This is a genomic window from Brevibacterium sp. 'Marine' (assembly GCF_012844365.1).
Taxonomy (GTDB): Bacteria; Actinomycetota; Actinomycetes; order Actinomycetales; family Brevibacteriaceae; genus Brevibacterium.
Genome location: NZ_CP051626.1, coordinates 3,062,864 through 3,088,585, shown reverse-complemented (window position 1 = coordinate 3,088,585; position 25,722 = coordinate 3,062,864). Strand labels below are relative to the sequence as shown.

22 protein-coding genes are annotated in these 25,722 nt (G+C 67.0%); 15 read left to right on the top strand and 7 right to left on the bottom strand.

From position 1 onward, the window contains the following. Window positions 1–32: 32 nt before the first annotated feature. Complete coding sequence (locus HF684_RS13865; protein WP_248278951.1) at window positions 33–2,234, bottom strand: hypothetical protein; 2,202 nt, start codon at window positions 2,232–2,234, stop codon at window positions 33–35. Next, window positions 2,231–4,681 (bottom strand): hypothetical protein, encoded by a 2,451-nt coding sequence (locus HF684_RS13860; RefSeq protein WP_169252932.1) that lies wholly within the window; start codon window positions 4,679–4,681, stop codon window positions 2,231–2,233. The genes HF684_RS13865 and HF684_RS13860 overlap by 4 nt, the downstream gene beginning before the upstream one ends. A 269-nt stretch (window positions 4,682–4,950) precedes the next feature. Between HF684_RS13860 and rplM the strand changes: the two genes are divergently transcribed. From rplM to glmM, 3 genes are all read left to right on the top strand, one after another. After that, window positions 4,951–5,394 (top strand): 50S ribosomal protein L13, encoded by a 444-nt coding sequence (gene rplM, locus HF684_RS13855; RefSeq protein ID WP_101554123.1) that lies wholly within the window; start codon window positions 4,951–4,953, stop codon window positions 5,392–5,394. A 32-nt stretch (window positions 5,395–5,426) separates the two neighbouring features. Then, window positions 5,427–5,936, top strand: coding sequence for a 30S ribosomal protein S9 (gene rpsI, locus HF684_RS13850; protein WP_025779545.1), 510 nt, complete (start codon window positions 5,427–5,429; stop codon window positions 5,934–5,936). A 251-nt stretch (window positions 5,937–6,187) separates the two neighbouring features. Further along, on the top strand, window positions 6,188–7,540 hold the full coding sequence (glmM, locus tag HF684_RS13845; protein ID WP_169252931.1) for a phosphoglucosamine mutase: 1,353 nt from the start codon (window positions 6,188–6,190) through the stop codon (window positions 7,538–7,540). 205 nt (window positions 7,541–7,745) lie between these two features. On the opposite strand, the gene HF684_RS13840 is transcribed toward glmM, so the two are convergent. Together HF684_RS13840 and coaA are read right to left on the bottom strand one after the other, a co-directional pair. Further along, window positions 7,746–9,608 carry an ABC transporter ATP-binding protein gene (locus HF684_RS13840; RefSeq protein WP_169252930.1) on the bottom strand — a complete coding sequence of 621 codons (1,863 nt, stop codon included), beginning with the start codon at window positions 9,606–9,608 and terminating at the stop codon, window positions 7,746–7,748. Window positions 9,609–9,819: 211 nt separating this feature from the next. Beyond that, window positions 9,820–10,857: a type I pantothenate kinase gene (gene coaA, locus HF684_RS13835; protein WP_025779539.1), complete on the bottom strand. Its 1,038-nt coding sequence runs from the start codon at window positions 10,855–10,857 to the stop codon at window positions 9,820–9,822. 198 nt (window positions 10,858–11,055) lie between these two features. On the opposite strand from coaA, the gene glmS reads away from it, so the two are divergent. Further along, window positions 11,056–12,930, top strand: a complete 1,875-nt coding sequence (gene glmS / locus HF684_RS13830) for a glutamine--fructose-6-phosphate transaminase (isomerizing) (RefSeq protein WP_169252929.1) — start codon at window positions 11,056–11,058, stop codon at window positions 12,928–12,930. A gap of 73 nt (window positions 12,931–13,003) precedes the next feature. Next, entirely contained in the window at window positions 13,004–13,474 is a 471-nt protein-coding gene (locus tag HF684_RS13825) for a holo-ACP synthase (protein WP_169252928.1), read from the top strand. Window positions 13,475–13,558: 84 nt separating this feature from the next. Here the strand turns inward: HF684_RS13825 and HF684_RS13820 are convergent, their stop codons facing one another. After that, window positions 13,559–14,083 (bottom strand): GNAT family N-acetyltransferase, encoded by a 525-nt coding sequence (locus HF684_RS13820; protein ID WP_169252927.1) that lies wholly within the window; start codon window positions 14,081–14,083, stop codon window positions 13,559–13,561. Between the two features lie 114 nt (window positions 14,084–14,197). On the opposite strand from HF684_RS13820, the gene HF684_RS13815 reads away from it, so the two are divergent. Both HF684_RS13815 and HF684_RS13810 read left to right on the top strand, forming a co-directional pair. After that, the gene (locus tag HF684_RS13815) at window positions 14,198–15,511 is read left to right on the top strand and encodes a M20 family metallopeptidase (protein ID WP_169252926.1); all 1,314 of its coding nucleotides are present in this window, start codon (window positions 14,198–14,200) and stop codon (window positions 15,509–15,511) included. Window positions 15,512–15,616: 105 nt separating this feature from the next. Further along, complete coding sequence (locus HF684_RS13810) at window positions 15,617–17,146, top strand: bifunctional ADP-dependent NAD(P)H-hydrate dehydratase/NAD(P)H-hydrate epimerase (RefSeq protein WP_169252925.1); 1,530 nt, start codon at window positions 15,617–15,619, stop codon at window positions 17,144–17,146. A 15-nt stretch (window positions 17,147–17,161) separates the two neighbouring features. Here the strand turns inward: HF684_RS13810 and HF684_RS13805 are convergent, their stop codons facing one another. Next, window positions 17,162–17,839, bottom strand: coding sequence for a hypothetical protein (locus tag HF684_RS13805; RefSeq protein ID WP_169252924.1), 678 nt, complete (start codon window positions 17,837–17,839; stop codon window positions 17,162–17,164). A gap of 154 nt (window positions 17,840–17,993) precedes the next feature. Between HF684_RS13805 and alr the strand changes: the two genes are divergently transcribed. The 8 genes from alr (at window position 17,994) to HF684_RS13765 (ending at window position 24,394) form a co-directional block, all read left to right on the top strand. Further along, the gene (alr, locus tag HF684_RS13800; protein ID WP_169252923.1) at window positions 17,994–19,208 is read left to right on the top strand and encodes an alanine racemase; all 1,215 of its coding nucleotides are present in this window, start codon (window positions 17,994–17,996) and stop codon (window positions 19,206–19,208) included. Then, complete coding sequence (gene tsaE, locus HF684_RS13795) at window positions 19,205–19,819, top strand: tRNA (adenosine(37)-N6)-threonylcarbamoyltransferase complex ATPase subunit type 1 TsaE (protein ID WP_169252922.1); 615 nt, start codon at window positions 19,205–19,207, stop codon at window positions 19,817–19,819. Before alr ends, tsaE begins: the two co-directional genes overlap by 4 nt. Then, on the top strand, window positions 19,816–20,550 hold the full coding sequence (gene tsaB, locus HF684_RS13790) for a tRNA (adenosine(37)-N6)-threonylcarbamoyltransferase complex dimerization subunit type 1 TsaB (RefSeq protein ID WP_169252921.1): 735 nt from the start codon (window positions 19,816–19,818) through the stop codon (window positions 20,548–20,550). The genes tsaE and tsaB overlap by 4 nt, the downstream gene beginning before the upstream one ends. Further along, window positions 20,547–21,053 (top strand): GNAT family N-acetyltransferase, encoded by a 507-nt coding sequence (locus HF684_RS13785; protein WP_169252920.1) that lies wholly within the window; start codon window positions 20,547–20,549, stop codon window positions 21,051–21,053. The genes tsaB and HF684_RS13785 overlap by 4 nt, the downstream gene beginning before the upstream one ends. Before the next feature lie 156 nt (window positions 21,054–21,209). After that, window positions 21,210–22,157, top strand: a complete 948-nt coding sequence (locus tag HF684_RS13780; protein WP_169252919.1) for an aldo/keto reductase — start codon at window positions 21,210–21,212, stop codon at window positions 22,155–22,157. Continuing rightward, entirely contained in the window at window positions 22,154–22,729 is a 576-nt protein-coding gene (locus tag HF684_RS13775) for a hypothetical protein (protein ID WP_169252918.1), read from the top strand. Before HF684_RS13780 ends, HF684_RS13775 begins: the two co-directional genes overlap by 4 nt. Beyond that, the gene (tsaD, locus tag HF684_RS13770; protein WP_169252917.1) at window positions 22,726–23,805 is read left to right on the top strand and encodes a tRNA (adenosine(37)-N6)-threonylcarbamoyltransferase complex transferase subunit TsaD; all 1,080 of its coding nucleotides are present in this window, start codon (window positions 22,726–22,728) and stop codon (window positions 23,803–23,805) included. Before HF684_RS13775 ends, tsaD begins: the two co-directional genes overlap by 4 nt. After that, window positions 23,792–24,394 carry an NUDIX hydrolase gene (locus HF684_RS13765; RefSeq protein ID WP_169252916.1) on the top strand — a complete coding sequence of 201 codons (603 nt, stop codon included), beginning with the start codon at window positions 23,792–23,794 and terminating at the stop codon, window positions 24,392–24,394. The genes tsaD and HF684_RS13765 overlap by 14 nt, the downstream gene beginning before the upstream one ends. A 115-nt stretch (window positions 24,395–24,509) precedes the next feature. On the opposite strand, the gene HF684_RS13760 is transcribed toward HF684_RS13765, so the two are convergent. Then, window positions 24,510–25,637 carry a glutamate--cysteine ligase gene (locus HF684_RS13760; RefSeq protein WP_211167999.1) on the bottom strand — a complete coding sequence of 376 codons (1,128 nt, stop codon included), beginning with the start codon at window positions 25,635–25,637 and terminating at the stop codon, window positions 24,510–24,512. Between the last annotated feature and the right edge of the window lie 85 nt (window positions 25,638–25,722).

Below are 25,722 nucleotides of genomic sequence, written 5' to 3'. Positions count from 1 at the left end.
GCTGACGCTACCGGTGCGTGATGCCCGCAGCGTCAGGGGCGTGACGATGTATCGGAGCCGTCGGCCTCGGCACCGGAGCCGGCAGGGGTCGCATCAGCATCGGCGGCGGCGTCACCGGCGGCCGGGACTTGCGGGCGGCCGGCGCGGAAAGTCTCGAGGTGAGTGAGCACCGGGACGAGGAAGAGGATGCCGACGGCCGGGACCACGATACCCGAGTCGTTGATGAGGGTGCCGACGCCCAGCAGGATCGCCAAGCTGATCATCGCAGCTCTCAGCAGCGGAACCCGCCGGTACGTGTCTTGGAGTCCCTGCAGCCGGAAACGCTGCGGGTCCAGTGCCATCCAGAACACGCCGATGATGATGAGCGGGAGCACCAGAGTCATCCACGACTGGGTGAGGATGTCGATGTTCATCCCGATCTTGCGGGCCAGCACGCTGAGCGCCTGTCCGCTGATGATCGAATCGAAGAACCGTCCGAAGTGCGTGCGCTGATCGGCCGGGCGCAGCCAGTCGAGGAACAGCACGGTGAGCATGACGAAACCGGCGATGCCCACCGTCAGCCCCAGCCGTTTGACCGAGAACCGGATGCTCGCCGCCGCCAGCACGAGGTAGGCAACCCCGATGATGAGCGTCGGCACGGACCCGAACTTCGTCCCCAACCCCGGGGCGGCCAAGATGACACACGAGACGAGGACGGGCACAGTGACGATGAGTACACGGTGCAGAGGCTTCGTCACCAAGGACGCGAAGCCGGTGACGGCCAACAGCAGCGCACAGCAGTACAGGGCCAGCGCGGAGTTCCCGATCCCGTAGAACCGGGAGGCGATGAGCAGCGGCTCGCCCAGCAGCGTCGACATCTGCAGCTGGGACCCGGTGACGACGTCGTAGGCGAGCACGACGACGGTCACGGTGGACACGAAGAGCACCGGCCCGAACGTGTGCCGCCGCCAGGGGCCGAGCAGCGCCAGCACTCCGAGCAGCAGCGACCACCCCGCCAGAGCACCGAGCATCGCGATGTCCGGATTCGTCGCCCGTTCCCACGGCACGGTGTTGACCAGATACGTCGAGATCGGCATCGCCGCGAACACGACACCGAGGCGGTACGCCCCGGAATGGACGAGCTCCCGGTGGTTCTTGCGCATGAACCACGCCAACGCCAGCAGCCCGACCATGAGCGTGGCAACGACGGGGAAGAACCAGGTCGACAGGTCGTTCTGCGTCTTCACCGCCACCTGCCGGTCGAGCACGGCCTGATAGCGCGAATGCCAATCGGATCCGTGCGCACCCGAGGTCATCGGTGCCCCGGCCGCGTTGTCCATCTCCTCGGCCCCGGACAGAGCCGCGAGCGTCGGTGCCAGGTCGGGCACCTGCACCAGCCCCGGCTGGCGCGTCGACGAGGAGGTGAGCAGACCCGCCGGCTCACCCGGTTCGACCATCATCGTCGCCTGCATCGACGAGCCTTCGTGCGTGCCGTCGGCGATCGAGGAGAACACCACGGGAACGGTTCCCTCGCCGAGGCGGTTCGGCCGGTCCGCACTCATCCACCCCGTCGATTCGAGGATGTCCCCGACCTGTGCATCGAGATTCTTCAGAGAGTAACCGTCGGCGGCGGTGTTGCCGAGATCGACGAGGGTGAGCTCACCGTCGGCGGCCGATTTCGCCACGTCCGCTCCCAGGTCGGGCCCGACGGGCGACCAGTTCTCGACATGGCCGGAAGGGGAGGCGGCGGCGATCGCGGCACCGTTGCCGAAGGCGCGGATATCGGGCACGGCCTCGGCCAGCGCTCCGAGGGACGCATCGTAGTTGTCACCGCGGGCCACCTGCGCGTAGACGTCCCAATCGGCGACCCAGCCGTCGAGCGGTGAGGCCGGTACGCGGCACTGATCGCGGGGTTCGTCGGCGGCCCGCCGTCCCGAGCCGAGCCCCAGCCAGCCGTCGACCGGGCAGCTCGTCGAGCGCACGCTGCGCGGGGTGATCGTCCCGATTTGACCGCCCTTCATCATCACCCACAGGTGCGGTGTGGTGCGCGGGTCGAGGTCCTCGAAGCGGAATCCGGAGACGTTGATCGACACGACACCGGAATTCGCCGAGGCGGCCCCGCCCTCGCTCTCTTCCGCAGCCGGGCCCGCGGCCGGGGCCGCCTGCCCGGCGTGGGGCAGGCCGAGGACGAGAAGCACGATGGCGAGCATCCCGAGGAGAACCCGGGCGGCAGGGGAGGTCACGGGGGCTCTCATCGGTGAGCCTCCTCGGCGTGTTCAGCACTGAGCGCCAGTAGGAAGGGCAGGAGAACCATGGCTCCGGTCGAGGGTACGGCGACACCGGAATCGGTGAGTACGAGCCCGACGCCGAGCCCGGTGGCGGCGGCGAGGAATCCATAGTGCAGGTCGGAATCGGCGAAGAGTTGGGGGAGCCGACCCCGCCACTTGTTGACCAGGCGCCCGGTCCGGCTGCCGGCGTGCACGCGGGGGAAGTGGAGGAGGTAGCGGAGGAAGATGAGGATCGCGATGACCGCGAGCGGGGTGACGATCGCCAGGGCCGGGTTGATCTGGATGATGTGGAGGTTCGCGCCGAGCTTGCGGCCGATCACCTGCAGGGCCTCACCGGTGACGATCTGGTCGAAGAACGTGCCGAAGTGCGAGCGGGCCCCGGCCGGGCGCAGCCAGTCGAGGAAGGCGATGCCGATGAGGATCGCCAGCGATGCCACGCCGATGAGGGCGAGGCGCAGCAGAGTCAGTCGGATCTTCGTCAGCAGCGCCACGAGGACCATGAGGCCGGCGAGGATGGCGATCGTGCCGCCGAACTTCGCACCCCAGGACGGGTTCCCGGAGACGAACACGGCTGCCAGACCGATGGCGATCGGCACGATGATCACGGCTTTTCGCCGGCCGCGCGCCCGCAGCCACGACACCACGACGCTTAAGAATATGAAGAGGCTGACGATGAAGATCGCCGCACCCTGATTGCCGAGCCCGTAGTAGCGGCCGCCGACGATCGGGTTGTAGCCGAGCAGCGAGTTCGCCTGCAGATGGGACCCGGTGGCCAGGTCGGCAGCGAGGATGAGCAGGTTCGCCCCGGCCAGAGCGCCGACCCGTCCCCGCCAGGTCCGCCCCCACGGTGGGATGAGGGCGACGACGAACAGGACGGCGGCCGTGCCGATGACCGAGAGGAACAGGCCGAGTCCGGGATCGGCCGTCCGCGACCAGGGGACGAGCCCGGCGAGGAACGCCCCCATCGGCAGCGACGCGACGGCCAGGGACACCCAGCCGAGGAAGCGGTGGACGTGGGCAGCTCGGGTGGCGCCGCCTCGGCGACCGAGGATGGAGCGGTTGAGCAGAATCGCACACGCGATGAAGAGGACGTAGAAGATGATATCGAGGGTGATGGAGAACGTCGAGAGATTCTGGTGGATCGTCGTCGACTTCTGCGCCTCGGCGACGAGATCGTCGATGCGCTGCTGCGGATCATCTTCGGTGGGGTTGGAATCGAAGCCGACGGCGCGCGGGGAATCGACGTCGAGGACATCGAGGATGCCCGGTGCCAGATCCGTGATCTGCAGCAGCCCCGGGGTGCGGGTCGTCGCCGAGGACAGCGACCCGGGCTCGAAGCCCGGGCCTGCGGCGATGAACGCCCGCAGCTGCGGCAGACCGGAACTGTCACCGAGGCCGGCGACGATGATCGTCGGCTCCGCGGCCCCGTCCTTCGCGTTCTCCCGCATTTCCTGCAGACGCACGCCGAGGCGGCGGTCGGCTTCGGCGACGCGGGCCTCCCGATCGAAATCCGGCGGAACGGTATAGGAGTAGTTCGGGATCGGGTCGAACAGCCAGGAGCGGATGCCGATCGCACCGAGGTCGACGACGCCGAGGCGGCAGTCCGTGGCGGTCGCATCCTCCGTGAAGTTCGTCACCACCCCGTCGTCGTCCGCGGTGGCATAGGCGGCGCCGGGGCCTTCGGCGGCGACGCAGGGTTCGAGCAGGGAGTCCGCATCGGCCGCGTCGGTGCCGGCGGGCACGGCCTTGCCGGCTCCGGCGACGGCGCGCGCGAGCATGCCGTAGTCGACGGAGTAGCCGGAACCGATGTTGGGCTCCTTGACCGCGTCGAAGCCCTCGATCCGCGCGGTCGTCGCTCCCGTGGCCGTTTCGTCAGCATGAGCTTCATCACTGTCCGCGGCGTCCTTCGCCGAGGCGGCCCCGTTCTCGGTGTCCGCGGAACCGTCCGTGGTGGGGGCGATCATCGTCGGGCATCTGGCTGAGTCATCGGCGTCGGCATCCTCGGCGGCGGGGGAGGGCCCGGCCTGCGCACGGGCGCCCGCGCCGAAGGACAGCCAACCCGACGCCGGGCAGGTGGCCGCGCCGATCGTGCGCACGTTGAGATTCGCGGCCGCACCCTCGGAGAGCAGGCGGTAGAGGTTCGGAGTGCGCTCGGGATCGATATCATCGATGGTCAGACCCGGAATGCCGAAGACGATCGTCTGCCCGGCCGGGGGCCTACTGGCGTCGGCGGCCTGCGCGGAGGATGCGCTGACGTTCGCAGCCGAACCATTGGGCGATGCCGTATCGTCGGGCGATGCCGACGCGGAGGCGGGGCCGAGTCCGAGGCCTGCCGTCAGCAGCCCGACCAGCAGACCCAGCATCAGGATTCTCAATGCGGGAAGTCGGAAGAGCAGGCTGGAATGAGTCGGCACAGATCAATACTATCGGCTCAGGTTTCTGCTGGCCCTGAGACCGCTCTGGGCGTTTGCTCCCCGGGCCTGCGGCCATGTATATTTGATTGTCGTTGTGTGTGCTTGTCGCACTCCCTTACATAGCCTCATGCGTTGCAGGCCCGTAGGTGAGGGGAATGCGTCGATAGGTTCACCCGATTGAAGACAACCAGCGCTTGAGACCCATTGGACTCACGACCCGATGAGGACCCGGCGCTGCACTGAACACAGATACGAAAAGAAGGCTACTTTTGCGTACGTATACAGCTAAGCCCGGTGACGTTGAGCACCAGTGGCACGTCATTGACGCCACTGACCAGGTGCTCGGTCGCCTTGCTTCGCAGGTGGCACGCCTCCTGCGCGGCAAGCACAAGACCACGTTCACTCCGAACACGGACACCGGTGACTTCGTCATCATCATCAACGCCGACAAGGTCGCGCTGACAGGTGCGAAGCTCGAGAAGAAGCGCGCTTACCGTCACTCCGGTTACCCGGGTGGACTCAAGAGCGTGAACTATGCCGAGCTCCTCGCCACCCACCCCGAGCGTGCAGTCGAGAAGGCTGTCGCCGGTATGGTCCCGAAGACTCGTCTCGGACGTGCCCAGATGCAGAAGCTGAAGGTCTATGCAGGTGCCGAGCACCCGCACGCCGCTCAGAATCCGCAGCCGTACGAACTCAGCCAGGTCGCGCAGTAAGCGCCTGAGCTCTAGACATCCCGAGGAGAACCGTGGCTGATACCACCAACGCGACAGAAACTGTCGAAGAAGAGATCACCGAATACACTTCCGAGACTCCCGCATCCGCTGGCCTGGGCGAAAGCACCGCCGGTGGACGTGGACAGTCCCTGACCGCTCCCGGCAACGGAGTCGGCCGCCGCAAGCAGGCAATTGCTCGCGTGCGCCTCGTCCCCGGCACCGGTGAGTGGACCATCAACGGACGTACTCTCGAGGAGTACTTCCCGAACAAGCTGCACCAGCAGCTCGTCAATGAGCCCTTCACCCTGCTGGACCTGGGCGGACGCTTCGACGTCATCGTCCGGATCTCCGGCGGTGGACCTTCCGGCCAGGCCGGTGCCGTCCGCCTGGGCGTGGCTCGTTCGCTCAACCAGATCGACGCGGAGTCCAACCGCGCCGAGCTGAAGAAGGCCGGATACCTCAGCCGCGATGCTCGCGTTCCTGAGCGCAAGAAGGCCGGTCTCAAGAAGGCCCGTAAGGCACCTCAGTTCTCGAAGCGCTGATCTCGCTGGCGAACCGACTGCGGCTGGTCTGCCACTGAGTCGCAGTCATCGACAGTTCAGCATCATGAACATGAGAATGCGGTCCCGAACCTGGTTCGGGGCCGCATTTCTCATATCCGGACTCATCTCACACGGTCACTGACGTGGCCACGGGTGCGGTCGGCCGCCTCGGCGAAGGTGCCGATATCACGGCCGACACTCCGCGGATCGACTAAGATCGACTCCGACATTGACGAAAGGATCCCCCCACCATGTCTCGACTCTTCGGCACCGATGGAGTGCGCGGATTGGCCAATCGCGACATCTCGGCCAAACTCGCGCTCCAGCTCTCGGTCGCAGGTTCGCGCGTGCTCAGCCGCGGCTGGACGGGCGAGAAGCGCCCCTTCGCCGTGGTCGGACGTGACACGCGTGTGTCCGGCGAATTCCTCTCCGCCGCACTGAGCGCCGGCATCGCCTCGACGGGAGTCGACGTCCTCGACGCGGGCATGCTGCCGACGCCGGGCATCGCCCAGGTCGTCAAGGACACTGGTGCCGCCTTCGGCGTCGTCATCTCCGCCTCCCACAACCCCATGCCCGACAACGGCATCAAATTCTTCGCCGCGGGAGGGACGAAGCTCGACGACGCGGTCGAAGACGAGATCCTCGCCATCTTCGACCACGACTGGGATCGTCCGACCGGCGCGGACGTCGGTCGCATCGCGCGTTACCCGGCCGCTGCCGACGAGTACACCGAACATCTTGTGCGCTGTGTCGACGCCGACAATGTGCGCCCGCTGTCGGGACTCAAGGTCGTCGTCGACTGTGCTCACGGTGCGGCCTCCATCGTCGGACCCGCCGCACTGCGTCAGGCCGGCGCCGAAGTCATCGTCTCCGCCGCCGAACCCGACGGCTTCAACATCAACGACGGTGTCGGTTCGACCCACCTCGAACCGCTGCAGCGCCTCGTCGTCGAGACCCAGTCCGATCTGGGCGTGGCCTTCGACGGTGACGCCGACCGCTGCCTGGCCGTGGACTCGCTGGGCCGCGTCGTCAACGGCGACCAGGTCATGGGCATCCTCGCGATCGGGCTCAAGGAGCTCGGTGAGCTCCGCGGCAACACCCTGGTCACCACCGTCATGTCGAACCTGGGCCTGACGCAGGCGATGGACAAGTACGGCATCAAAACCGTGCAGACGGCTGTCGGCGACCGCTACGTGCTCGAACGGATGCTCGCCGACGGGTATGCACTCGGCGGGGAACAGTCCGGACACGTGCTCATGCTCGATCACGGCACCACCGGCGACGGTGTGCAGACGGCACTGCACCTGATGAAGCGGATGGCCGATGCCAAGCGCACCCTGGCCGACCTCGCCGCGGAGATCCCGCAGCTGCCGCAGGCGCTCGTCAACGTCAAGGGCGTGGACAAGAACAACGTCGATCACCCGCAGGTCGTCGCCGCGGTGGCCGCCGTCGAAGCCGAACTCGCCGACACCGGTCGCGTGCTGCTGCGTGCCTCGGGCACCGAGCCGCTCATCCGCGTCATGGTCGAAGCTGCCACCGAGGATGCCGCCGCCGCCCAGGCCGAGCGCCTGGCCGCATCGGTCAAGGAACACCTCGCGCTGTAGAGCGGTCGTGCCGCCGGCTGCGGCAGTGCCTTGCGGGGCGTCCTCAGCGTCGAGCGCGCATCGTGCGGCTCTCGCAAGTTAAGTGGGGCCAGATTGCACAATTTTCGCGCGAAAATGGCAATCTGACCCCACTTGACTCGCGGGAAGCGGCTGTCCCTGCCGCTTGAGTGCAGCCCGCGCATCGAAGGTGGTGCAGCGGCATGCCTCAGCTCGAGGCGAACTGGGTGGCGTAGAGCTCGGCGTAGCGACCGCCGCGGCCGACCAGCTGCTCGTGAGTCCCGGATTCGACGATGCGACCGGCCTCGACGACGAGGATCGTATCGGCCTGCCGGATCGTCGAGAGGCGGTGGGCGATGACCAGAGCCGTCCGCCCATGCATCGCCTGGGCCAGGGCCCGTTGGATCGCGGCCTCATTCGTCGAGTCCAACGCCGAGGTGGCCTCGTCGAGCACGACGATCTCCGGGGAGGCCAGCAGCATCCGGGCGATCGTCAGCCGCTGACGTTCGCCTCCGGAGAGTCGGTACCCGCGCTCACCGACGACCGTGTCCAGTCCATCGGGCAGAGCATCGATGACACCTCGCAGCTGTGCCCGGTCGATGGCATCGAGCATCTGCTCCTCGGTGGCGTCGGGATTGACCAGCGCCAGGTTGGCCCGGATCGATTCGTGGAAGACATGACCGTCCTGGGTGACGACGCCGACGGCCTCGCGCAGATCGGCGAACGACAGGTCGCGGACATCGACTCCGCCGATGGTGATCGTCCCGCCCGTGACGTCGTAGAGCCGCGGCAGCAGCGAGGCGATCGTCGACTTGCCCGCACCTGAGGATCCGACGAGGGCGACGGTGTGCCCGGCGGGAATGGTGAAGCTCAAGTCGTGGAGAACCTCATCGCCGCCGCGGGCGTCGAGCACGGAGACGTCCTCGAGACTGGCCAGGCTGACCTGAGAGGCGCTGGGGTAGGCGAAGTCGACGTGATCGAATGTCACATCCAGCCCACCGGCGGGCAGAGCCTTCGGCCGCGAGGGTTCCTTGAAATAGGGCACGAGATCGAGGATCTCGAAGACGCGTTGGAAGGACACGACTGCGCTCTGGATGTCCAGACGTGCATTGGCGAGCATCGTCAGCGGTGTGTAGAGCCGGGTGAGCAGCAGTGCCAGGGTCACGACCTGACCGGCGTTGAGGTTGCCGACGACCGCCTGCACACCGCCGACACCGTAGACGAGGGCCAGCGCCAGAGCAGAGACGAGAGTCAGGGACGAGACGAATGTCGACTGCAGCATTGCGACCTTGACGCCGATATCGCGGACCTGACCGGCGCGGTCGGCGAACTCCTCGTTCTCCTGCCGGGGATTGCCGAAGAGCTTGACCAGGGTGGCCCCGGCGGCGGAGAACCGTTCGGTCATGCGGGTCGACATGTCGGCCGAGTTGTTGGCCGCTTCGAACTGCAGGGACGCGAGCTTTCCGCTGAGCATTCGGGTGGGGATGATGAACAGCGGCAGCAGCAGGATCGACAGCACGGTCACCTGCCAGGAGATCGTGACCATGACTCCGACGGTCAGAGCCAGGGAGACGAAGTTCGACACGATGCCGGACAGGGTGTTCGAAAATGCCCGCTGCGCACCGATGACATCCGTGTTGAGTCGGGAGACCAGGGCTCCGGTGCGGGTGCGGTTGAAGAATGCGATCGGCATCGACTGGACGTGATCGTAGACGGCCGTGCGCAGATCGAAGATGAGCCCCTCGCCGATCCGTGAGGACAGGTACCGGTTCGTGATCGAGATGGCCGCATCGGCGATGGCCAACCCGCCGATGGCCACGGCCAGCCACACGACCGTGGACACGGGACCGCCGCCGGTGATTGCGTTGACGACGTCACCGGCGAGCACCGGATTGAGGACGCCGATGCCAGCGGTGAGCACGGACAGCAGCAGAAAGACGATGAGTTTGCGCTTGTGGCGAGTCGCATACCCGCCGATCCGCTTGTAGATGCCCGGTTGGATGCGCGTTTCGGGGGTCTTCTTGCTCTTGACCGAGGAGTACATGAGGTGATGTGCGGACGGCACACTCATAGTGGGTCCCTTTCTGCTGCCGAAACGACCGAGCATGCACGGGGACTCCCGTGACGGTGCGGGGATCGCCCGCCTCCGGTCGCCGCCGCAGGCAGGTGGCCTGCTGGCGGTGAGTGGTTCAGTGCACCCAGTGCAACCGTCGGAGGCGTGAAACTATTTCCTCACCGCCCAACGACTCCAGTCACACCGCCCCGCCCGGCGGCGGTCCCGCTCACAGCTTCCGCAGCTGCACCTTCCTGATGGTGTGGTCCGAGGACTTGTGGAGCACGAGGTCGGCGCGGCCGCGGCTGGGCTGGACGTTCTCGCGCAGGTTCGGGAAGTTGATGGAGTCCCAGATCTCCGTGGCCAGGGTGATCGCTTCGTCATCGTCGAGCTGCGAGTACCGGTGGAAGTAGGAGTCCTCGTCCTGGAACGCGCCGTGCTTGAGTTTGAGGAACCGCGAGATGTACCACTGCCGGATATCACGGGAGCGTGCATCGACGTAGACGGAGAAGTCGAAGTAGTCGCTGATGGCCAAGCCCACGGTTCCGTCCTGACGGGGGCGGGCGGGTTGGAGGACGTTGAGGCCTTCGACGATGAGGACATCGGGGGAGCGCACGACCACCTCGGCGCCGGGAACGATGTCGTAGGTGTGGTGCGAGTACACGGGAGCGCGGACCTCGGGGGCCCCTGATTTCACGGCGGAGATGAACTTGAGCAGCTTGCGCCGGTCGTAGGATTCGGGGAATCCCTTCCGCCCGTTGAGGCGGCGACGGTCGAGTTCGGCATTGGGGTAGAGGAATCCGTCGGTGGTGATGAGCTCGACCCGCGGAGTGTCGGGCCAGCGGGCGAGCAGTTCGCGCAGCACACGTGCCGTCGTCGACTTGCCCACGGCCACCGATCCGGCGACGCCGATGACGAAAGGCGTGCGTTTGGCGTCCTGCGGTTCCAGCCCGCGTTCGTGCAGCGGAGAGAAGAACTCCCTGGTCAGGTCGTGCTTCGCCCGCCGTGCGGAGACGTAGAGGTTGAGCAGCCGGGACAGGGGCAGGTACACCTGAGCCACCTCGTCGAGGTTGATCCGATCGCCGAGCCCGCGCAGCCGTTCGATATCGCGCTGCTTCAGCGGCAGGGGAGTGGCCTGGGCGAGCGTGCCCCACACCTCCCGGTCGAATTCCCAGAACGGGGACGTCGTGTCCGGTTCGCTGCGCCGGGCGGTATTGAGTCCGGCGAGCTTGCGCGCACGGTCCAATTGAGGGTCGACATGGCTCATTCCCCCATTGTGTCACGCGTCATGTTCTGCCCCCGCGCCAGGTCGGCGAATGCCCCCACCCGGGACAGGTCGGGCAATGCCCTCACCCTCACCGAGGCGGTCCCACCGTGCCCGCGTGCGCGTGCGGTTGGTCACGTTGACCCGATCGTGACTCGCCGAAATATACGAGAACGGGCGGGAGTGCGTAAAATCTCCCTCATGTGTGGAATCGTTGGCTATGTATCCAAGGCCCCCGTTGACAATGCCGATCACTCGGCGCTCGATGTCGTGCTCGGCGGCCTGAAGAGGCTCGAATACCGCGGCTACGACTCGGCCGGTGTCGCGCTCGTGACCGAAGACGGTCAGCTCGCCTCGGCGAAGAAGGCCGGAAAGTTCTCCGCCCTGACCGAGGAGATCGAGACCAACCCGCTGCCGGCTGCGCAGACCGGAATCGGCCACACCCGCTGGGCCACCCACGGTGGGCCCACCGACGTCAACGCCCACCCGCACCTGGCCGACGGTGGGAAGCTCGCGCTCATCCACAACGGGATCATCGAGAACTTCGCCCACCTGAAGAAGGACCTCGTCGCCGAGGGCGTCGAATTCCTCTCCGAGACCGACACCGAGGTGGCCGCCGCCCAGCTGGCGAAGAACTACCGGGAGACCGGCGACCTCACCGCCGCGATGCGCAGGACCGCGACCGAACTCGAGGGCGCGTTCACCCTGCTCGCCGTCCACGCCGATGCTCCCGGCAAGGTCGTCGCCGCCCGCCGGAACTCGCCGCTGGTCATCGGCCTCGGCGAGGGGGAGAACTTCCTCGGCTCCGACGTCGCCGCGTTCATCGACTACACCCGCACGGCCGTCGAGATCGGCCAGGACGAAGTCGTCACCATCACCCCGGAGGCGGTGACGATCACGGACACCGACGGCAACCCCGTCGAAGGCGAGCAGTTCGAGGTCGACTGGGACACTGCCTCGGCGGAGAAGGGCGGCTTCGCGTCCTTCATGGACAAGGAGATCCACGATCAGCCGCAGGCCGTGGCCGACACCCTGCTCGGCCGCCTCGACACCGAGGGCCGCCTGACGTTGGACGAGATGCACATCGACGAGAACGTGCTCAAGTCCGTGGACAAGATCGTCGTCATCGCCTGCGGCACCGCCGCGTACGCCGGTCAGGTCGCGAAGTACGCGATCGAGCACTGGTGCCGCATCCCCACCGAGGTGGAGCTGGCCCACGAATTCCGCTACCGGGACCCGGTGGTCACGGAGAAGACGCTCGTCGTGGCGATCTCGCAGTCCGGGGAGACCATGGACACGATCATGGCCGTCCGCCACGCCCGTCAGCAGGGCGCGAAGGTCATCGCGATCTGCAACACCTTCGGCTCGACGATCCCGCGCGAATCCGATGCCGCGCTCTACACCCACGCCGGCCCGGAGATCGCCGTGGCCTCGACGAAGGCCTTCCTGTCGCAGGTCGTCGCCTGCTACCTGCTCGGCCTCTACCTCGCCCAGCTGCGGGGCAATAAGTTCCGCGATGAGATCGCCACGATCCTCGCCGAGCTGCAGTCCATCCCGGAGAAGATCCAGCACATCCTCGACGAGACGAAGTCGCAGGTCCTGGCGCTGGCCGACCGCAATCAGGACGTCGATTCCGTGCTGTTCCTCGGCCGTCACGTCGGCTACCCGGTGGCGATGGAGGGTGCGCTCAAGCTCAAGGAGCTCGCGTACATCCACGCGGAGGGCTTCGCCGCCGGTGAGCTCAAGCACGGACCGATCGCGCTCATCGACGACGGTCAGCTCGTCATCATCGTCGTCCCGTCCAAGCGCGGCCGGGATTCGCTGCATGCGAAGGTCATCTCGAACATCCAGGAAGTCCGCGCCCGCGGTGCGAACACCGTCGTCATCGCCGAGGAGGGCGACGAAGAGGTCGATCAGTTCGCCTCCGAGGTCATCTTCGTGCCCGAGACGACGACGCTCATGGCTCCGCTGCTGACGACCGTTCCGCTGCAGATCTTCGCGATGGAGCTGGCCACGGCCAAGGGCCTCGACGTCGACCAGCCGCGCAACCTCGCGAAGTCGGTCACGGTCGAATGATCCGCCTCGGTGCCGGGCACGACATCGGTCGGTCCGGCATCTGAGTCGGTCGGGTATCTGAGGAGGTTCGATTGTGGCGATTCTAGGCATCGGCACGGACATCGCCGACGTGCCGCGCTTCGCGGAGCACATCGAACGCGTGCCCGAACTTCTTGATCGCCTGCTCACCCCCGGTGAACAGCTCAAACGCAACGGCAAACGCCGGACCGATGCCTCCCTGGCTGCGCGGTTCTCCGCGAAGGAGGCGCTGAAGAAAGCGATCGGCTTCCCCGGATGGCTGCCGTGGCAATCCGCCGAGGTGGTCCCCGCGCTCTCCGGTGCGCCGAGTTTCCGTCTGCGCGGGCTCGTGCTCGAGCACTTCCGTGCCATCGGGGGCACGAACATCCACCTGTCGATCACCCACGATGCGCACCTGACGATGACGTTCGTCATCGCAGAGGGCGACGGCCCGTCGCTGAGCCCCGGCATCGAAGGGATCGCCGACCACTTCACCCATTCGATGTACGGGAAGGGATCGCGCCCGGGTTCGACGCCCGGCCGGTAGGGTTTCGCCTGTAATACGCTCAGCACGTCATTCACTACGGCGGGCACGTTCTTCACAACGGCGGGGACCGTCTTTTCACCCTTCTCACCGAAGCGCTAGTCGCAGAAGAAGCGAATCGCCGTGTATGGAGTCAGGCTCCCGCTCCCCGGCGAATTCGAATCCCAGCTTGCCGAGCACATTGAACGAAGCAGAGTTCCACTCGCGAACAGTCGAGGCCAGGTATCGATAACCGATGTGCTCTGCGCGCTCGACGACCGCCCTTGAAGCTTCGGTGGCGAACCCCCGTCCCCAGCACTCCTGCAGGAACTCGAAAGCCAGTTCGGGCTCGTCGGGGTGACCCACGCTGTTGTCGACGAGCCCGCAATAGCCCATTGGGGCCTCCGTCAGCTTGTTGTCGACGACGAGCAGCCCCGGTTCCGGAGTCGAATCGTAGGTGCGAATCCATTCCTCCAGATCCACCTGAGTGGGACGACCGTCAGCCGAGATGCGTCGACGTGCGGGAACTTGCTTGTCGCGTTCCTCCCAGAGCCGGCGGTGAAAGGCCGCATCCGAGACCCTCCACGGGCGCAGTCTCAGCCGGGCAGTGCAGATGCCGCCATCGTGGACCATGGCCACCAGTATGCCCCACCGGTCATCGGGCCGAAGGATGTCGAATTTCCGCGGCAGGCTCCTCGAAAGAAGAACTGGCGACTCGAACAACAGGCACGGTAATAGACTCAAGGCATGAGTTCACTTCCCAACGCCGCCACCACCGCCGCAGCCGACATCGCCGCACCTACGATCCCGACCCCCGCCGAGGCGGCCGCCACCTCCGTCCACCTGCCCACCGCCGATGACGCGAATGACATCGCGCCCGGCCTGGTCACCCTGCGCCGGGCGCTGCACGAGAACGTCGAGGTCGGACTCGACCTGCCGGTGACGCAGAAGCTCGTCCTCGACGCCATCGAAGGCCTCGACGTCGAGGTCACAACGGGGGAGGGGCTGTCGTCGATCGTCGTCGTCCTGCGCGGCGGTGCCCGCAAGGAGGACTCGACCGGCGTCGTGCCCGCCGTCCTGCTGCGCGGAGACATGGACGGACTGCCCGTCACCGAGGCGACCGGATTCGACTTCGCGGCCACCTCGGGGAGGATGCATGCCTGCGGCCACGATCTGCACACCGCCGGACTCGTCGGCGCACTCAAACTCCTCCACCGCGACCGCGACTGCCTGCCCGGAGACGTCGTGTTCATGTTCCAACCCGGCGAAGAAGGCTTCGACGGTGCCGGGACAATGATCGACGAAGGCGTCCTCGACGCCGCAGGCCCCCGCGTCAAGGCCGCCTTCGGCATCCACGTCTCCGCCGACGCCGACCTCGGGGTCGCCAGCTCCCGTCCGGGTCCGTACATGGCGGCGTTTTCGAAGATGACCATCACCGTCAACGGCAAGGGCACGCACGCCTCCCGCCCGGCCACCGGCAAGGACCCCATCCAGGTCGGCGCGATGCTCGTGGGCCAACTGCAGGAATACGTCACCCGCCGCTTCGACATCTTCGACCCGCTCGTCGTCACCGTCGGCCAGTTCAACGGCGGCACCGCCCCCAACGTCGTCCCCGACTTCGCGACCTTGGTCGTCAGTGTGCGCACGTTCTCCGAGTCAGTGACGTCCCGCGCCGAGGCGGAGCTGCCTCAGCTCGTCCGTGACCTCGTCGCCGCCCACGGTCTGACCGCCGACGTCGAGTACGAGCAGATCCTGCCGCCGACGATCAACGACGATGCCGAAGCCGAATTCTTCCTGGCCACCTTCACCGACCTCTTCGGCGAGGAGCGGACCGTGCGCAAAGCGAATCCGCTGCCCGGGTCCGAGGACTTCTCCCGGGTACTGGACGCCGTGCCCGGAGCCTATGGACACTTCGGCGTCGCTCTGCCGAACCTGCCGGTCTCCGAACGCGAAGCCAATCATTCCCCGCGCGCCCGCCACAGCGACGACGGACTGGCCGACCAGGCACTGTTCCTCGCGCATCTGGCCGGGCGCCGGCTGGCGCAGCTGGCCGAATACTGACCTGCCGGGCCCTGGCCTGGACGGTGGAAACGGCATACGGTGCAGGGATGAGCCCTGTGCAGGGCGACAACGAAGCAGGACCCGCGTCGTGAAGAGGAGCAGTCGATGAGTGTGTTCGCCTACCCGAGCGAGACCATCAGGGAGGCCGAGGTGCCTCTCCTCGAGGCCGGTGTCCCGCTGATGGCCCGAGCCGCCCGGGCGCTGGCGAACATCAGCATCGACACCCTCACCGCCGGCTTCGGCCGGGTCGCCGGCACCAGGGTGTGCGTGCTGACCGGGCCGGGCAACAACGCCGGGGACGCGCTCTTCGCCGCGGCGACACTGGGCAGGCGCGGTGCCGCCGTCACCATCATCACTCTCTTCGACCGCACTCACGGCGAGGGGCTGACTGCCGCGCGCCGTGCCGGGGCACAGGTCATCGCGTTCACATCGGCCGAGGCCGACCCCGCCCGCGCCGATGCTCTGCGGGAACTCTCCCGCGCCCATCTCGTCCTCGACGGCATCCTCGGCACCGGCGGGCGACGCGGACTGCCTGACCACATCAGCTCACTCATCGCCGACTGGGCCCCGCACCGCACCGGCCGCCTCATCGCCGTCGACTTCCCCTCCGACCTCGACCCGAACCACACCGGAGCCGAGAAACGACTCCACGCCGACCGCACTGTGACCTTCGGTGGGCTCAAGACCGAACTCATCGATCCGCGCGCGTACGAGTTCACCGGCACCATCGACGTCATCGATATCGGACTCGGCCTCGACCCCGGACGGGCCACCACGGAACTGCTCGATTCCGACGATCTCATCACCGGATTCCCTCGCCCCGATGCGACCGGGCACAAATACTCCCGCGGTGTCACCGGGGTCCTCGCCGGATCCGAGGACTACCCGGGTGCTGGAGTGCTCACCACCACCTCGGCGGTGAACACCGGAGCGGGCATGGTCCGCTATCTCGGCTCACCGCTCGTGGCCGAATACGTCCTCGGACTCCACCCCGAGGTCGTCAGCGCCTCCGGCCGCATCGACGCCGTCGTCCTCGGCCCGGGCGACCCCGAGACCGAATTCGTCCAGAACGTCGCCGAGGCGCTGACCGGCAACCGCACCCCGGTCGTCGTCGACGCCGGCGGCATCGACATGATCGCCCGGGCCGAATCGATGGCCGGCACCTGGCTGGCCGACCGACCGCTCATCATCACCCCGCATGCCGCCGAGCTGGCGCGGCTGCTCAGCCGCCTCCTCGGCGAGATCATCACTGCCGGTCGGATCGGGGCGAACCCGATGCGGTGGGCACAGCGGGCCGCGGAGCTGACGGGTGCGATCGTTCTGCTCAAGGGCCATCACACGGTCATCGCCGCTCCCGACGGACACCTCGTCCTGCCGGCGCCCGGGCCGGGCAGCCTGGCCACGGCGGGCTCCGGGGACGTGCTCGCCGGGATCCTCGGCACGCTCGCGGCGATCACCGCCGCCCACAGTCGTTACGACAGCGACGATCGGACGCGTCCGCCCCGTGAGTGGGCTCGCCTGGCCGGACTCGGAGTGCTGCTGCACAACGAGGCCGGCCGGCGCGCGGTGACCGCGTCCGGATTCGCCGATGCCCTCGCCGAGGTGGTCGGCGAACTCATCCACGGCACCGACTGACTCTGCTCACCCGCCTCAGTGGATGAGGATCTGCGTCTTCGTCGTGCCCTCCCACTTCATGGCCTTGACGAGGCTGGACTCATACATCGACACGCAGCCGGCGGTCTTCATCGACTCCGTGTTCGCATGGAGGAAGATCGCCGATCCCTTCCCCGGTGTGCGTGCCTCGTTGTAGCCGATCACCTGGGCATACTTGTACGGCTTCGGCTGGTAGAGGGATTCGCCCTCGTACCCGTCGGACTTCAGCTGCATCGTGTTGTAGCCCTCGGCCTTCGTCGCGTCACCGTCGACCCAGACATGATCACGAGTGACCTTCGTCCACGGCTTGCCCAACCCGGGATTCGCCGAGGTGCCGAAGCCGTCGCGCATCCAGAACACGCCCTTCGGGGTCTTCCCGTCGCCTTCCCGTTTGCTCGACGTCGTTCCGTTGTAGCCGAGGCGGGCCTTGTACGGGCCGCTGTCGCGGACGTACCGGTCACCGGACTTTCTGCACAGGTAGATATCGGCGGTGATCGTCGACCGCTGCTTGACTTCGATGGCCTTCGCAGCCGTGACCGACGTGTTCGCCTCGACGCCGGTGCAGTACTTCGCGGCTGCCTCGGCGGGGCCGGTCTGTCCGACCACGGTGAGTCCGGCTGCGAACAGGACGGCCGTGATCACCATCGCGAGAGTGCGGGCTGGTGTGGTGTGCATGATTCTCCTTCTTCATCGAATGGCTCGTCGAGCCGGTCTTCGCCGAACACATCGTCGGCTGCACCTGCGAGGTCGGCATCGATGGCACCGACGATCGCGGGGGATCAGCGTAGCGAAGGTGCTGGTCGGCGGAGGTCGGCGGTAGTCTTATCCAGTGACATCTTTCGACATCCCCGAGGCTCTCGTGCGGGCCGAGATCGACGAGGCGGCCCTGCTCGACAACGCCGCCGTCCTTGCCGATCGCCTCTCACCCGCCCGCCTCAAATGCGTCGTCAAGGCGAACGCCTACGGCCACGGCATCGACCTCATCGCACCCGCCCTCTTCTCGGCCGGATGGCGCGAGTTCTGCGTGGCCACGATCCCCGAAGCCCTTCGCCTGCGCAGCCTGCTCGGCCCCGAAGCGCAGATCCTCGCCTGGCTCTACGGGCCCACCACCGACCTCGACGAAGCGGTGCGCGCCGACATCGAACTGGGCATTTCGACGGTCGGGGCTCTCGAACGACTCGCCGAGGCGGCTCGCCGCACCGGCGTCACCGCCCGAGCCCATCTGAAGATCGACACCGGTCTCGGCCGCAACGGACTGTCCCCGGAGGCTCTTGTCCGCGCCTTCGACTGGCTGCGCCGCCACGCCGAGGACAGCCGCACTGATGACGCCGAAGCCCGCGACGCCGCTGCCGATATCCGCATCGTCGGGATCATGAGCCACTTCGCGGTCGCCGACGAACCCGAACGCCCCGAGACCGCTGCGCAGAGCGCGGTCTTCTCCTCCGCCCACGGGCAGCTGCGGGCAGTGCTCGACGCCGCGGACGGCCGCCTCGGCGAATCGGACGACCTGGACGTGCACATCGCGAACTCACCGGGCGCGCTCACTCTGGGACCGTGCCCGGGCACCTCGGCGCGGGTGGGGCTCGCCCTCTACGGTCTGTCCCCGCTCGAAGACGGCGATCCGACGGTTCTCGGGCTGCGACCGGTCATGCGGCTGGTCTCGACCGTCATCAATCTCAAAGACATTCCCGCAGGTCACGGCGCTTCCTACGGGCTGACGTTCACCGCTGCGACCGACACCCGGTTCGCGCTCGTGCCCGGTGGGTACGGGGACGGACTGCCGCGGGCGGCATCCAACCGCGCCGAGGTGGCCATCCGCGGTCGCCGCTATCCCGTCGTCGGGCGCATCGCGATGGATCAGATGATCATCGACATCGGCGCCGGCAACGATGAGGTGGCCATCGGCGACGAGGTCGTCATCTTCGGTCCCGGTGGGCCGAGCGCGGCCGAGTGGGGGACCTGGGCGAACACGATCAACTACGAAATCGTCACCCAGCTCAGCGCCCGCGTCGACCGGGTCGCGTGCAAGGGAGACGGACGATGAGGGTCCATCTCGAATCCCTGGAGCAGATGCGCGCCTTCGCTGCGGCCCTGGCCGACCACTTGCGCGCCGGTGACCTGCTCATCCTCACGGGCAACCTCGGTGCGGGGAAGACGACGTTCACCCAATCGCTGGGGAAGACCCTCGACGTGGCCGGGCGGATCACCTCACCGACGTTCGTCATCGCCCGCGAACACCCGTCGCGGACGGGCGGCCCTGCCCTCGTCCACGTCGACGCGTACCGCTTGGCCGACGGGGAGGAGCTCGAGGACCTCGACCTCGACTCCGAACTGGACGAGTCGATCACGGTCGTCGAATGGGGTGCCGGGATGGCCGAACAGCTCAGCAGCGATCATCTCGACATCACCATCACCCCGGTATGGGACGAGAACGCCGAGGACGAGATTGCCGTCGGCTCGGTCGGTGCGGATGACGAGGACGAATCCGAGGACGAACGGCGCACCGTCGACCTCACCGGTCGCGGAGCTGCCTGGGCCGAACGGATGCCCGCGGTTGAGGCCGCTGTCTCGGCACTGGCAGGCGTGAGAGTCGACGACGTGAGCCCTGCAGACCGGCCTGCCGAGGACTCGGCGAATGAGGGAGACGAATCATGATCATTCTGGCCATCGACACCTCGCAGTCGGCCTCCGTGGCGCTGGTGGACACGGATGCCGGTTCGGTCATCGCGGCCGAACAGGCCGATGACCAGCGTCGACACGTCGAGTTCATCGGTCCTGCGCTCGCCGGCGTGCTCGCCGAGGATGTCCAACCCGACCTCGTCGTCGTCGGCATCGGACCCGGACCCTTCACCGGTCTGCGGGTCGGCATCGCCGCCGGAATCGCCGTCGGTCAGGCCCGCGGGATCCCCGTCAAGGGACTGCTGTCCCAAGCCGCGATCGCCGAAGAGTGCGTGCGCAGCGCCGCTGACCTGGCGACACCTGAGTCGGAGGCCGCGTCGCCCGCGGCAAACGAATCCGACCGTCCCGTCCTCATCGCCTCCGACGCCCGTCGCAAAGAGGTCTATTTCAGCGTCTACGACTCCACCGACGCCACGCTGAGCGCCGGAGCTTTTGTGGCGAAACCGGCCGAGGTCGCCTCGGTCCTCGCTGACAACGGCTTTCGGCTCGAGACGATCGAGGAGAGGCTCGGCCGTGGGTTCCTCCTCTATCCGGACATTCTCGGAGAGCCGAGCGTCGAGTCGATCACCGATCCTCGTGCCGAGTACCTCGCCCTCGCGGCGGCACGGGAACTCGCCGCCGGCCGAGAGCTGCGCGAACCGATTCCCGAATACCTGCGCGAAGCCGATGCGAAGGCGACCCCGGTGCGGGAGAGCTCACTGAGATGACGTCCACGACCATCGCCGAGCTTCCCTGGTGGGACCTCGCCGAGGTGGCCGACCACGATGCGGCGATCTTCGGCCCGACCGCGTGGACGCTCGGCTACTACTGGTCGGTCAAGGCGCAGAACGGCACGATCATGCTCGCCGCCAGAACCGCCTCGGCGAACGAATCGGATGCGGACTCCACAGCCGCAGGCAAGGACACCACCGCCTCGGCGGGGGAGCTGGCCGGGTGGATAGTCATGTCGGGGGCCGGTGCGGAGGCCGATGTGATGACGATCGCGACCACCGAGGCGGCACGCGGCCAGGGCATCGGCCGCGCCCTGCTGCAGGCGGGAATCGACTGGGCGAAGGACCGCGGGGCCGAGGTCGTCCACCTCGAAGTCGACGAACGCAACTCCGCGGCGCTGGGGATGTACGCAGCCTTCGGATTCGAGGAATGGGGACGGCGCCCGGACTACTATCCGGGAGCCGCGGGAATCCTCATGCGTCTGCGGATCCGAGCCTAGGCCACCGCAGCCGCGCGGTTTTCGGTCGCCTCGCTGAGGTCGACCATGAACGTGGTGTGCTCGGCATCAATGCACAGCGATGCCGTGGCCTGACCCGAGCTCCGGGTGATGATCCGGTCCCGAAGTCGTGGAGGTCGAAAGGGTAGTCTGGAGGGTATGACACGTGTGCAATTGGCAGATACCGATCTCTTCGTCCACCCTCTTCAGTTGGGCGGCAACCCCTTCGGCTGGGGTGCGGATCGGGATCAGAGCTTCGCTGTCCTCGACGCCTATGCCGAGGCCGGTGGAAATTTCATCGACACCGCGGATGCGTATTCGGCCTGGGTCGAGGGAAACTCGGGCGGAGAGTCCGAGACGATCATCGGCGAATGGATGAAGGCGCGCGGCAACCGCGACGACATGGTCATCGCCACCAAGGTCGGCATGCACCCGCAGGGCCGGGGCCTCGATCCGGCGAACATCCGCAACTGCGTCGATGACTCGCTGCGCCGACTCGGCACCGACCGCATCGACGTCTACTACGCCCACAGAGACGATGACGACGTCGACCAGGTCGCCGTCGCCGAGACCTTCGACGCGCTCGTCCGTTCCGGCAAGGTCAGCTACCTCGGAGCATCGAACTTCAGCCTCGAACGTCTGCAGAAGGCCCGGAAGATCTCGACGAAGTTCTCGCTTGCCTGCTATCGGGTCGTCCAGGACCGGTTCAACCTCGTCTCCCGTGCCGCCGTCGATCCGCAGAAGCAGGCGTACCTGCGAGCTGAGGGCATCGCCGAACTGCCGTTCCACTCGCTGGCATCGGGGTTCCTCACCGGCAAACACACCGGCGGAGACGCCACCGGAAGCGTCCGCGGTGACCGTGTGGCCGATTTCGTCGACGACCAGAATGCACTCGGCGCCCTCGAAGCCCTTCATGATGTCGCCGCCGACCACGGAGCGTCGATGACGGCCACGGCCATCGCCTGGCAGCTTACGCACGATTTCATCCCCTCGACGATCGCCTCGGCACGCGTGCCCGAACAGCTCACCGAGCTGCTCGCCGGCACGGAATTGCAGCTGAGTGCGGATGAGAAGGCCGCCCTCGACGGAGCCTGGGTCGAAGCATGAGCGAGCCCAGCCCCCGCCTGGTCACCTGGGAGAACGGCACCGACCTCGTCATCGAGCTGCTCCTGGCCCGCGACGTCGAAACGGTGTGGAACGCACTGACCGATGCCGAGACCGCAGGAACATGGTTCGCGCCGTTCCGCCTCGGCGAGGAAACGGCAGATACGGGCGACGATGGCGATGGGCCCGCTTCCCGGCCGCTGACCTTCGAGCTCGAAGACGCCGACTTGGACGGCTCCGTCCTCAGCTGCGAAGACTACGACCACGTGCTGCTCGAACTCGAAGCCTTCGGAGTCCTCGGCATCCGGCTCCTGCCGATCGAAGGAGATTCGGGTGACGAGAGCCTGCTGGTGTTCACCCACACCGCCGCCGATGCCGAGTCTGCCCGAGCTCAGGCAGCCGATTTCGGCCCCATGTGGGACACGCACCTGCGCCTGTTCGCCCGCACCCTCGGCATCGACATCGCCGAGGCGACCGAACCCGAACTCGTCGCCTCCTATTCCGATCTCTCGCACGAGGCTGCGGATACCGGGGACGGCACGGATTCGGCCGGTGCTGACGAGGACGACGCATGAGCGAACCACTCGTCCTCGGCATCGAATCCTCGTGCGACGAGACCGGGGTCGGCATCGTCCGCGGACGCACGCTGCTGACGAACACCGTGTCCTCGTCGATGGACGAACATGTCCGCTTCGGCGGAGTCGTGCCCGAAGTCGCCTCCCGCGCCCATGTGCAGGCTATCGGCCCGGCCATCGCCTCGGCATGTGAGGCCGCCGAGGTGGAGCTGGGCGACATCGACGCCATCGCCGTCACCGCCGGGCCGGGGCTCTCCGGTGCACTCATGGTCGGGGTCGGTGCGGCCAAAGGGCTTGCCGCCGCTCTGGGCAGACCGCTCTACGGTGTGAACCATCTGGCCGCGCACGTGGCCGTCGATCTCGTCGCCGAGGATGTCGACGGGCTGACCACTCCGACCATCGCCCTGCTCGTCTCGGGCGGTCACACCGAGATTCTGCGCATCGGAGACGTCGTCGACGACATCGAGCTCCTCGGTGCCACGATCGACGATGCCGCAGGTGAGGCCTTCGACAAGACGGCGCGTCTGCTGGGGTTGAACTATCCCGGCGGCCCGAACATCTCGAAGGCGGCCCTCGGCCTGCTCGACGGCACCGGAGTCCCCGGCGACCGGAATGCCGTGAAGTTTCCGCGGGGACTCGCGAAGAAGCAGGATCTGCGTGACCCCGAGCGCCGGTACAATTTCTCGTTCTCCGGGCTCAAGACCGCGGCCCTGCGCGAGGTGACGAAGGCCGAGACGCTCGGCGCGGACCTGCGGGTGGCAGATATCGCCGCCGGGTTCGAAGACGCCGTCGTCGACGTGCTCGTGACCAAGACTCTGCTCGCTGCGGCCGATACCGGCATCAATCATGTCGTCCTCGGTGGGGGAGTGGCTGCGAACTCGCACCTGCGTGAGGTGCTCGCGGCTCGCTGCGCAGAGGCGGGTGTGACTCTGCGGGTGCCGCCGCTCAAGCTGTGCACGGACAATGGAGCCATGGTCGCAGCTCTCGGCGCGGAGCTCGTCTCCCGCGGAATCGGGCCGAGCGACCTGTCCTTCGCCGCAGTCTCCTCATTGGATGTCGATCATGTCCTCGTCTGAGAACGAAGAGACTCGAGCCGACGGCGAGGCTGCCAGCAGCGCTGCGCACGATGCGGTGATCGACGCCGCCGAACGCAACGCACAGGCGGCGAAGTCCACACATCTGCCTGACGGTCGGCCGCCTCGGCGATCCGGTGATGGGTGGACGTACGGGTCCGATGGGAAGAAGCATTGGGGTCTCAACGGGGCCGCTGGGCTCATGCTCGTCGATCCTGAGCGCGGGGTGCTCATGCAGCACCGGGCGCTGTGGTCGGTCGAGGGCGGAACCTGGGGCTTCCCCGGCGGCGCCCGCGATATGGGCGAGTCGGCCGTCGACGCCGCGGTCCGGGAGTCGTGGGAAGAAGCCGGGGTGCCCGACCAGGACGGATCGGGCATCGAGATCCTCGAAACGCATGTCCTCGACCTCGGCACCTGGAGCTACACCACGGTGATCGCGAAGACCCTGCGCCACTTCGACGCCGTCATCAACGATCCCGAGAGCATCCAGCTGTCATGGGTGCCGGTGGACGAGCTCGACGATTTTGAGCTGCACCCGGGAGTCGCCTCCGCACTGCCGACGCTGTTGGAGCTGCTTCGCCCGCATCTGTGAGGGGGTGCCCGCCTGCCTGCTGCCGAGACACGGGTGGAGTGTCGAAAAACGGGTGCGCACGTGCGTTTCTCGACACTCCACCCGTGTCTCGGCGGACGGCTGCTCGCCCAGCCCCTCAGCTGTAGGAGTTGCGCAGGTCGCCGATGAGGGAGCGGGTCACCTCGGTGAGAGAACCCGTCGTCCCGAAGACCTTCTGCAGACGCTGGTAGGGCACGCCGCGTTCGATGATCGACGTGATCGAGTGCAGCTCGCTGCTGCAGCCCAGCCGTTCGGCGACGGGGGAGAGCCGCTCGATTTCGTCGGCGAGGCATTCGGTGACGAGACGCTCGTCGGCCGCGGCGTTTTCGATGATGATCGCGTCCATGCCGTAGCGGGCGGCGCGCCATTTGTTCTCGTTGTGGAACCAATCGGGCATCGTCGGCAGGGTCTCACCGGCGTCGAGGCGGGCAGACATGTCATCGACGAGGCATTGGATGAACGCGGTGACCGCGAGGATCTCCTCGAGCGTCGGCAGTCCGTCGCAGACGCGGACCTCGACGGTGCCCCAGTGCGGGGCGGGGCGGATGTCCCAGCGGATCTCGTTGATGTTGTCGATGATGCCGGTGGTGAGCATATCGTCGACGTACTTCTCGTAGTCCGCCCACTGATCGAACTGGAACGGCAGACCCGCCGTGGGCAGCTGCTGGAACATCATCGCCCGGTTCGAGGCATAGCCGGTGTCAGTGCCGCCCCAGAACGGAGACGACGCGGACAGTGCCTGCAGATGCGGAACATAGGCCAGCAGTGCGTTGACGATCGGCAGCACCTTGTTGCGCGAGTCGATGCCGACGTGGACGTGGACTCCGAAGATCAGCATGTTCCGACCCCACCACTGGGTGCGATCGACGAGTTCGAGGTACCGGTCCTTCGCCCTGACCTCCTGCGACTGCCACTGGGCGAACGGGTGAGTGCCCGCCGACATCAGTTCGACGCCGCGCGCCTCGGTCAGCTTCCGCAGCGCTCCGATCGAGGTGGCCAGGTCATCCGCGACGGTCGACACCTGGGTGTGCACGCCGGTGACGAGCTCGATGGTGTTCGTGAGCATCTCACCGACGATGTGCTTCTCGAACTCGGGCGCATGCTCGGCCACATCCGTCAACAGAGTCTCGGCAGCCGGAGTCAGGTCCAGGCTGCGAGAATCCAGCAGAGCCAGTTCCCACTCGACACCGAGGGTGGAGCGGGCAGAGCGTGCGAAATCGACCATGATCCGATCATAATCGCGCACGCTCGATTCGCCTGACTCAGCGGCGAGATTCGGCCTGTGTGATGTCCCGCATTCCCGCACCGAG

Bases quoted from the DNA above. Each gene is read 5' to 3' on its own strand.
- HF684_RS13805 (WP_169252924.1), bottom strand. From the start codon at position 17,839: ATGCACACCACACCAGCCCGCACTCTCGCGATGGTGATCACGGCCGTC.
- HF684_RS13840 (WP_169252930.1), bottom strand. From the start codon at position 9,608: ATGAGTGTGCCGTCCGCACATCACCTCATGTACTCCTCGGTCAAGAGC.
- HF684_RS13810 (WP_169252925.1), top strand. From the start codon at position 15,617: ATGAGTGTGTTCGCCTACCCGAGCGAGACCATCAGGGAGGCCGAGGTG.
- glmM (WP_169252931.1), top strand. From the start codon at position 6,188: ATGTCTCGACTCTTCGGCACCGATGGAGTGCGCGGATTGGCCAATCGC.
- HF684_RS13815 (WP_169252926.1), top strand. From the start codon at position 14,198: ATGAGTTCACTTCCCAACGCCGCCACCACCGCCGCAGCCGACATCGCC.
- tsaD (WP_169252917.1), top strand. From the start codon at position 22,726: ATGAGCGAACCACTCGTCCTCGGCATCGAATCCTCGTGCGACGAGACC.
- HF684_RS13865 (WP_248278951.1), bottom strand. From the start codon at position 2,234: ATGAGAGCCCCCGTGACCTCCCCTGCCGCCCGGGTTCTCCTCGGGATG.
- coaA (WP_025779539.1), bottom strand. From the start codon at position 10,857: ATGAGCCATGTCGACCCTCAATTGGACCGTGCGCGCAAGCTCGCCGGA.
- HF684_RS13775 (WP_169252918.1), top strand. From the start codon at position 22,154: ATGAGCGAGCCCAGCCCCCGCCTGGTCACCTGGGAGAACGGCACCGAC.
- HF684_RS13765 (WP_169252916.1), top strand. From the start codon at position 23,792: ATGTCCTCGTCTGAGAACGAAGAGACTCGAGCCGACGGCGAGGCTGCC.
- tsaB (WP_169252921.1), top strand. From the start codon at position 19,816: ATGATCATTCTGGCCATCGACACCTCGCAGTCGGCCTCCGTGGCGCTG.
- glmS (WP_169252929.1), top strand. From the start codon at position 11,056: ATGTGTGGAATCGTTGGCTATGTATCCAAGGCCCCCGTTGACAATGCC.
- HF684_RS13785 (WP_169252920.1), top strand. From the start codon at position 20,547: ATGACGTCCACGACCATCGCCGAGCTTCCCTGGTGGGACCTCGCCGAG.
- HF684_RS13820 (WP_169252927.1), bottom strand. From the start codon at position 14,083: ATGGTCCACGATGGCGGCATCTGCACTGCCCGGCTGAGACTGCGCCCG.
- HF684_RS13780 (WP_169252919.1), top strand. From the start codon at position 21,210: ATGACACGTGTGCAATTGGCAGATACCGATCTCTTCGTCCACCCTCTT.
- HF684_RS13760 (WP_211167999.1), bottom strand. From the start codon at position 25,637: ATGGTCGATTTCGCACGCTCTGCCCGCTCCACCCTCGGTGTCGAGTGG.
- tsaE (WP_169252922.1), top strand. From the start codon at position 19,205: ATGAGGGTCCATCTCGAATCCCTGGAGCAGATGCGCGCCTTCGCTGCG.